This window comes from Cyanobacteriota bacterium (assembly GCA_025054735.1).
In the GTDB taxonomy this organism is placed as follows: domain Bacteria; phylum Cyanobacteriota; class Cyanobacteriia; order SKYG9; family SKYG9; genus SKYG9.
The window spans coordinates 1-4,976 of sequence record JANWZG010000303.1 but is presented as its reverse complement, the minus strand read 5'-3'; the positions used below and the strand labels follow the sequence as shown (position 1 = coordinate 4,976).

Annotated in this window: 6 protein-coding genes; 3 read left to right on the top strand and 3 right to left on the bottom strand. The window is 49.6% G+C overall.

Annotation, left to right across the window (positions count from 1 at the left end; all coding sequences use genetic code 11):
• The first annotated feature begins 326 nt into the window (after window positions 1-326).
• The 3 genes from NZ772_13645 (at window position 327) to NZ772_13635 (ending at window position 2,142) form a co-directional block, all read left to right on the top strand.
• Window positions 327-1,091 carry a carbohydrate ABC transporter permease gene (locus NZ772_13645; GenBank protein MCS6814593.1) on the top strand — a complete coding sequence of 255 codons (765 nt, stop codon included), beginning with the start codon at window positions 327-329 and terminating at the stop codon, window positions 1,089-1,091.
• A gap of 208 nt (window positions 1,092-1,299) precedes the next feature.
• A complete protein-coding gene (locus tag NZ772_13640) occupies window positions 1,300-1,593 on the top strand; it encodes a DUF3288 family protein (GenBank protein ID MCS6814592.1) in 294 nt (97 codons plus the stop codon).
• Between the two features lie 99 nt (window positions 1,594-1,692).
• Entirely contained in the window at window positions 1,693-2,142 is a 450-nt protein-coding gene (locus tag NZ772_13635) for a Uma2 family endonuclease (protein ID MCS6814591.1), read from the top strand.
• 52 nt (window positions 2,143-2,194) lie between these two features.
• Here NZ772_13635 and NZ772_13630 read toward each other — a convergent pair whose 3' ends face one another.
• The 3 genes from NZ772_13630 to NZ772_13620 form a co-directional block, all read right to left on the bottom strand.
• Window positions 2,195-3,283, bottom strand: a complete 1,089-nt coding sequence (locus tag NZ772_13630) for a hypothetical protein (protein MCS6814590.1) — start codon at window positions 3,281-3,283, stop codon at window positions 2,195-2,197.
• A 36-nt stretch (window positions 3,284-3,319) separates the two neighbouring features.
• Window positions 3,320-4,117 carry an MlaE family lipid ABC transporter permease subunit gene (locus NZ772_13625; GenBank protein MCS6814589.1) on the bottom strand — a complete coding sequence of 266 codons (798 nt, stop codon included), beginning with the start codon at window positions 4,115-4,117 and terminating at the stop codon, window positions 3,320-3,322.
• 74 nt (window positions 4,118-4,191) lie between these two features.
• Window positions 4,192-4,976, bottom strand: a 785-nt coding sequence (locus NZ772_13620; protein MCS6814588.1) for a UDP-N-acetylglucosamine 1-carboxyvinyltransferase, incomplete at its 5' end; no start/stop codon positions are given.

The following is a 4,976-nucleotide window of genomic DNA, read 5'->3' as shown; positions in this document are numbered from 1 at the left end:
CCCTCATCACGCAGTATGGCTCCGCTAGTCTTGCTGACCGTCTTGCTTGCAGGTCTAGGTCTGGTAGTCATTAGTCTGGCTTGGCAACGCCGCCGTCAGTCTAAATCATAACCACTGTAGAGATTTAACCCTGATTTTGCCTCTACTGTTAAGTGACTCGAATGTTTACTCCCAATTTCAGGGTGTACAGTTAGAATGTGGCAACACTGAAACATACCATGGTTCCTAGCCAGTCTGCGAATATCAAATCTTTAGGCATAGCTTCCATATCGCCCGTATTGCGTCTAGTGCTGACCTATGTGGTGCTCAGTGCGATCGCCCTTGCCATGCTCTTACCCTTGATTTGGCTGTTTAGCACATCCCTCAAGTCCCCTACAGAGGAAATCTTTGAATTTCCACCCCGATTTTTGCCTGAGCAGCCTACCCTTGCTAACTTCGTACAGGTCTGGCAAACTAATCCCTTTGGACGTTACCTGCTGAACAGTACGATCGTGGCCACACTGACTGTGGTGCTAAACCTATTGTTTTGTGCTTTGGCAGCCTATCCCCTAGCTCGGATGACATTCTGGGGACGCAGCGCACTGTTTACTGCGATTGTAGCTACCATCCTCATTCCCTTCCAGATTGTCATGATTCCGCTCTACGTGCTGACGGTTCAACTAGGTCTGCGTAACACCTACCTAGGGATAATCTTTCCCTACATTGCCTCTGCCTTTGGCATTTTTCTGCTCCGACAGGCGTTTCAAGGGGTACCCAAAGAACTGGAAGAAGCCGCCCGCATTGACGGCTGCTCAGCCTTGGGCATTTGGTGGTACGTCATGATCCCAGCCATTCGTCCAGCTCTGGTGACCTTGGCAATTTTTGTCTTCATCGGCTCTTGGAGTGACTTTCTTTGGCCATTAATCATCCTCGATCGGCAAGAGTATTACACCTTGCCCCTTGGTGTTGCCCAACTGGCGGGCACTTTTTCCCTAGACTGGCGCTTGATTGCCGCTGGATCCATTATTTCCATCGCTCCTATCCTAGGATTCTTCTTGATCATGCAACGGTATATCATTCCCAGTGAAGCTAGCAGTGGTGTTAAGGGCTAGAAACATGACGGTAAAGCGCATCTACAGAACCCTTACACTACAGGGGTTTCCGTCAGTTGTTTACCCTATATCTCTGCTTTAGAGGTATGACTTTGCTGGTTAGGCCGTGAATTCCATGAATTCCGTTCGCTGGGCTTCTAACTGTCAAATCTGCCTGCTGTTGGCTTTAAAATTGTGAGTGTTGGAGACGGTAATCCTGTAGAGGTCAATGGCAGCTAGCGAACAACGAGATCAGCAGCATCCCCAAGCAGCGGTTGATCGCCAAATTGTGAATGCCCTATTGGCTGGGGAACCTACAGACTATAACCTAGCAGAGTTGGGACGATTGCGCATTCGTTATCGAGGCTTTCCGGGTGCCCGTGATATTCAAGCTGATTTGGAGAAAGTGCTGCGACAGTGGGGCTTAACGGAAGAAGCTTTATACGAAAAGACACGCCGCATCCATGCTGAACAAATTTATCGAGATGTGCGTGGTCGCCGTAATGATGAAGACTGGAGCTGACGAGTTTTTAGGGGGCTAGTGTAACTAGTTGTGCAGGTTAGCGGCAAGAATGGGTATGTTATGGGGAGACTACTGACCCCTCACGCAAACTGTGCCGTAATGAATGTCCCTGCTGAAACCCCCCTTCACGCTTATTTTAGCGATCGCTTTGCCCACCAACTACGCTCACTGTTAGACAGCCGAGCACAAGTTCGAGAGCATAAGCCCATCATCTTGGCAGATGGCTCTATGCCAGTGCCTGATCTTGCCATTGTGCAGCCTTTAGATACAGTCTACCTGGAACATCATCCCCAGCCGAATAACATTTACTGGCTTATTGATTATGTAGAAAATGATACTGAACAAGCCATGATTGAGCGCAGTGCTCCCTATGCAGCAGCGGAGATTCAAGATTATTGGATCGTTCATCTCAAGCATCAGCAATTAATGACATTTTGCTTGCCGATCGCAGGCCAGTATCAGCATCAGCACTGTCTAACAAGTGGCACAGCAGCCCCTACAACATTTCTAGATATTGTCATTCCAGTTGAGCGTCTATTTACACCCTAGGCGATCGTGCGTCAGGACAATTACTCATCAGGACAATTACTCATCAGGACAATTACTCAACAGTCGCTGACCACACCTCATCATCCTGAATGTGGATGCAAATCGTGCGAGGCGAGTCCCCATGACCTAGCTGGAGTTGGATAGACTCCCCCGACAGGGTTTCTAGACAGGAAAGCATTCGCCGCAGATGCGGTGTGCTAGCACCACTGTCCAGATACAACCGTTCAGCTAAGTTTTGGAGGCGTTTCCAACTGGTGAATAGTTTGGCAGCCAGTTGCTCTACCTGAGCCGCTTGGGCAACTAAGTCAGCCGCAGAAGGTAAGCAGTCTAGCCGTAATGCCTCTTCTAGAGCAGCTTCTATGTCCAACTGGGGATGATCAAGGGCTTGGACATGGCTGCTATTGGTTAGGTATTTTGCCAAGCGGCGGGCATCGGTAGTGGCTTGTCTGACTGTCTCTACATCAGGAGCATCAGCAATCGCCTCTTGGATGACCGCTTGGTGCACAGTAGGCAACTTCTCCATCTCGCGCACCAAGGGAGCCAAATAGCGTGGGGGAATCACACTAGCCGCAGCCCGTTCTTTCACGGGTTCTGGAAGCAAGTCTGAAGTCATTGCTATCCATTCATCGGCTAGTTGGCGCACTTCTCGACGGGTAATATGGCTGCCACTGCGAGCAGCGTCAGTCACAAGTTGTTGCACTTCTGGTGTAGCTCTCGCTGTTTCCACAAAGGCTCGCTTGCTAAAACGCTCAACTGTTTCTGCATCTAGCTGCCCAGTTGTAGCTAGGGTGTCAGCACTAGCCGCTATTTCCAGCCAGCTATAGGCTTGACTTTTACTGATTTCGTGGTCAGCTAACCATTTCAAGAAGCCTGTGCCGCGTCCATCGCCGCGATTTTTTTCTCGATCGCGCACTACGCGCAAAATTCGACCACGCCAAATGTCTGTTTGTAGATTGAGCTGATCGCACGTCTGCCAAGCTTGGTCAACCTGTGCCTGAAAGTCGTGGTCGGCAATTGTCTCATCATCTGGATCCGGCAGTTGAAATCCTAATCTAGATGCTGTGGATAAGGTTGTTATGGCTACTTCTGTAGACTTGAGCTGAGGAGTGTTGGGTGTAATCGCCTTACTTGCCGATGCCATAGATGCTACGAGGTGTATACACATGACTGATGCGTGCTAGAGGCCCCGGAGTGTTGCGCTGCCAGGCCCTTGAAAGAGCACCCAAGATAAAAAGAAGTTAAAGCAAAAGATAGCTAGTAGGGATGTAACCACAGCCGTAGTAGTGGATTGTCCCACACCTTTGGCACCGCCAGTTGTCGTCAGCCCCCAACTACAGCCGATGATGGCAATTAGTGCCCCAAACACACCTGCCTTAATTGCTGCACTGATTAAATCCCAAATTTGCAAGAAATTGCGGGCAGAGTTGATAAAGGCCACGGCTGCTAGATTATATCGGCTAATAGCAATAACCAAGCCCCCGACCATACCGGTAACGAAGGACAAGATGGTCAAAATAGGTAACATGCTGCAACACGCTATGATGCGAGGAATTACTAGGTAGTCGATCGGATCCGTTTTCAGGATGTATAGTGCATCGATTTGTTCTGTGACCCGCATGGTGCCAATCTCAGCAGCAAACGCCGACCCAACTCGTCCAGCAATGACAACTGCTGTTAATACAGGAGCTAGCTCTCGCACTAAGGCGATCGCTAACACCCCACCTACTGCATTACTAGCACCCAGTTGAATGAACTCCCGTGCTACCTGGATGGTAAACACCATACCTACAAAGGCAGCCGTCAAGGTTGTAATCGGCAACGACTCTGGGCCAACGATCGCCATCTGTTCACGTACATTGCGCTGGTTAACCTTACCCGATGCCAGATGAATAACGACCTGACCGCCTAGCATGATAGCGGCTAGTAAGCGCTGAAACCAAATTGCCAAGCTTGACTTGGCTGCTGTCTCACTCATAACGCCTCAATGCTAGGAAATAGACCCCATCCAGAATAACGCCTTGCAAAGGACACTAGATGGCTAGATTGACACTAACTTACACTAACTCGCTCTAGTCGAGCACCAAGCTGCTTAAGTTTACCTTCTAGATTTTCGTAGCCCCGGTCTAAATGATGCAGTCCTTGAATCACAGTCTTACCTTCAGCAGCTAGCCCAGCAACTACCAGCGCTGCCGATGCACGCAAATCTGTAGCCTGCACTGGCGCACCAGACAAAAAGGGTACTCCACGTACAATAGCCGTGTTGCCATTGACCCGAATATCGGCACCCATGCGGCTCAATTCAGAGACATGCTGAAGACGATTTTCAAATACGGTTTCAGTGATCACACTGCTACCCTCCGCCAATGTGAGCAAAGCCATAAACTGAGCCTGCATATCTGTCGGGAACCCTGGGTGAGGAAGGGTTTTGATATCGCTAGCACGATAGTGACCACTGGCCCGAACCGTTAGACGATCGCCAGCATCAGCAATCACCTCAACCCCCATTTCCTGCAATTTGGCAATTACAGCAGTCAAGTGATCAGGCACAACTGATAGTAGGCTAATTTCTGACTGGGTGATTGCGCCCGCTACTAAGAATGTCCCAGCTTCAATGCGATCAGGAATGATTGAGTAGTCCACTGAGTGCAAACTTGAGACACCAGAAATCACAATGCGATTAGTACCAGCCCCCTGGATTTTGGCTCCCATAGCTCGACAAAAGTTTGCCAAGTCTTCAACCTCTGGCTCACGAGCAGCGTTGTCAATAATGGTTTCCCCCTCAGCAAGGGTTGCTGCCATCATCAACGTTTCAGTTGCACCCACACTAGGATAGT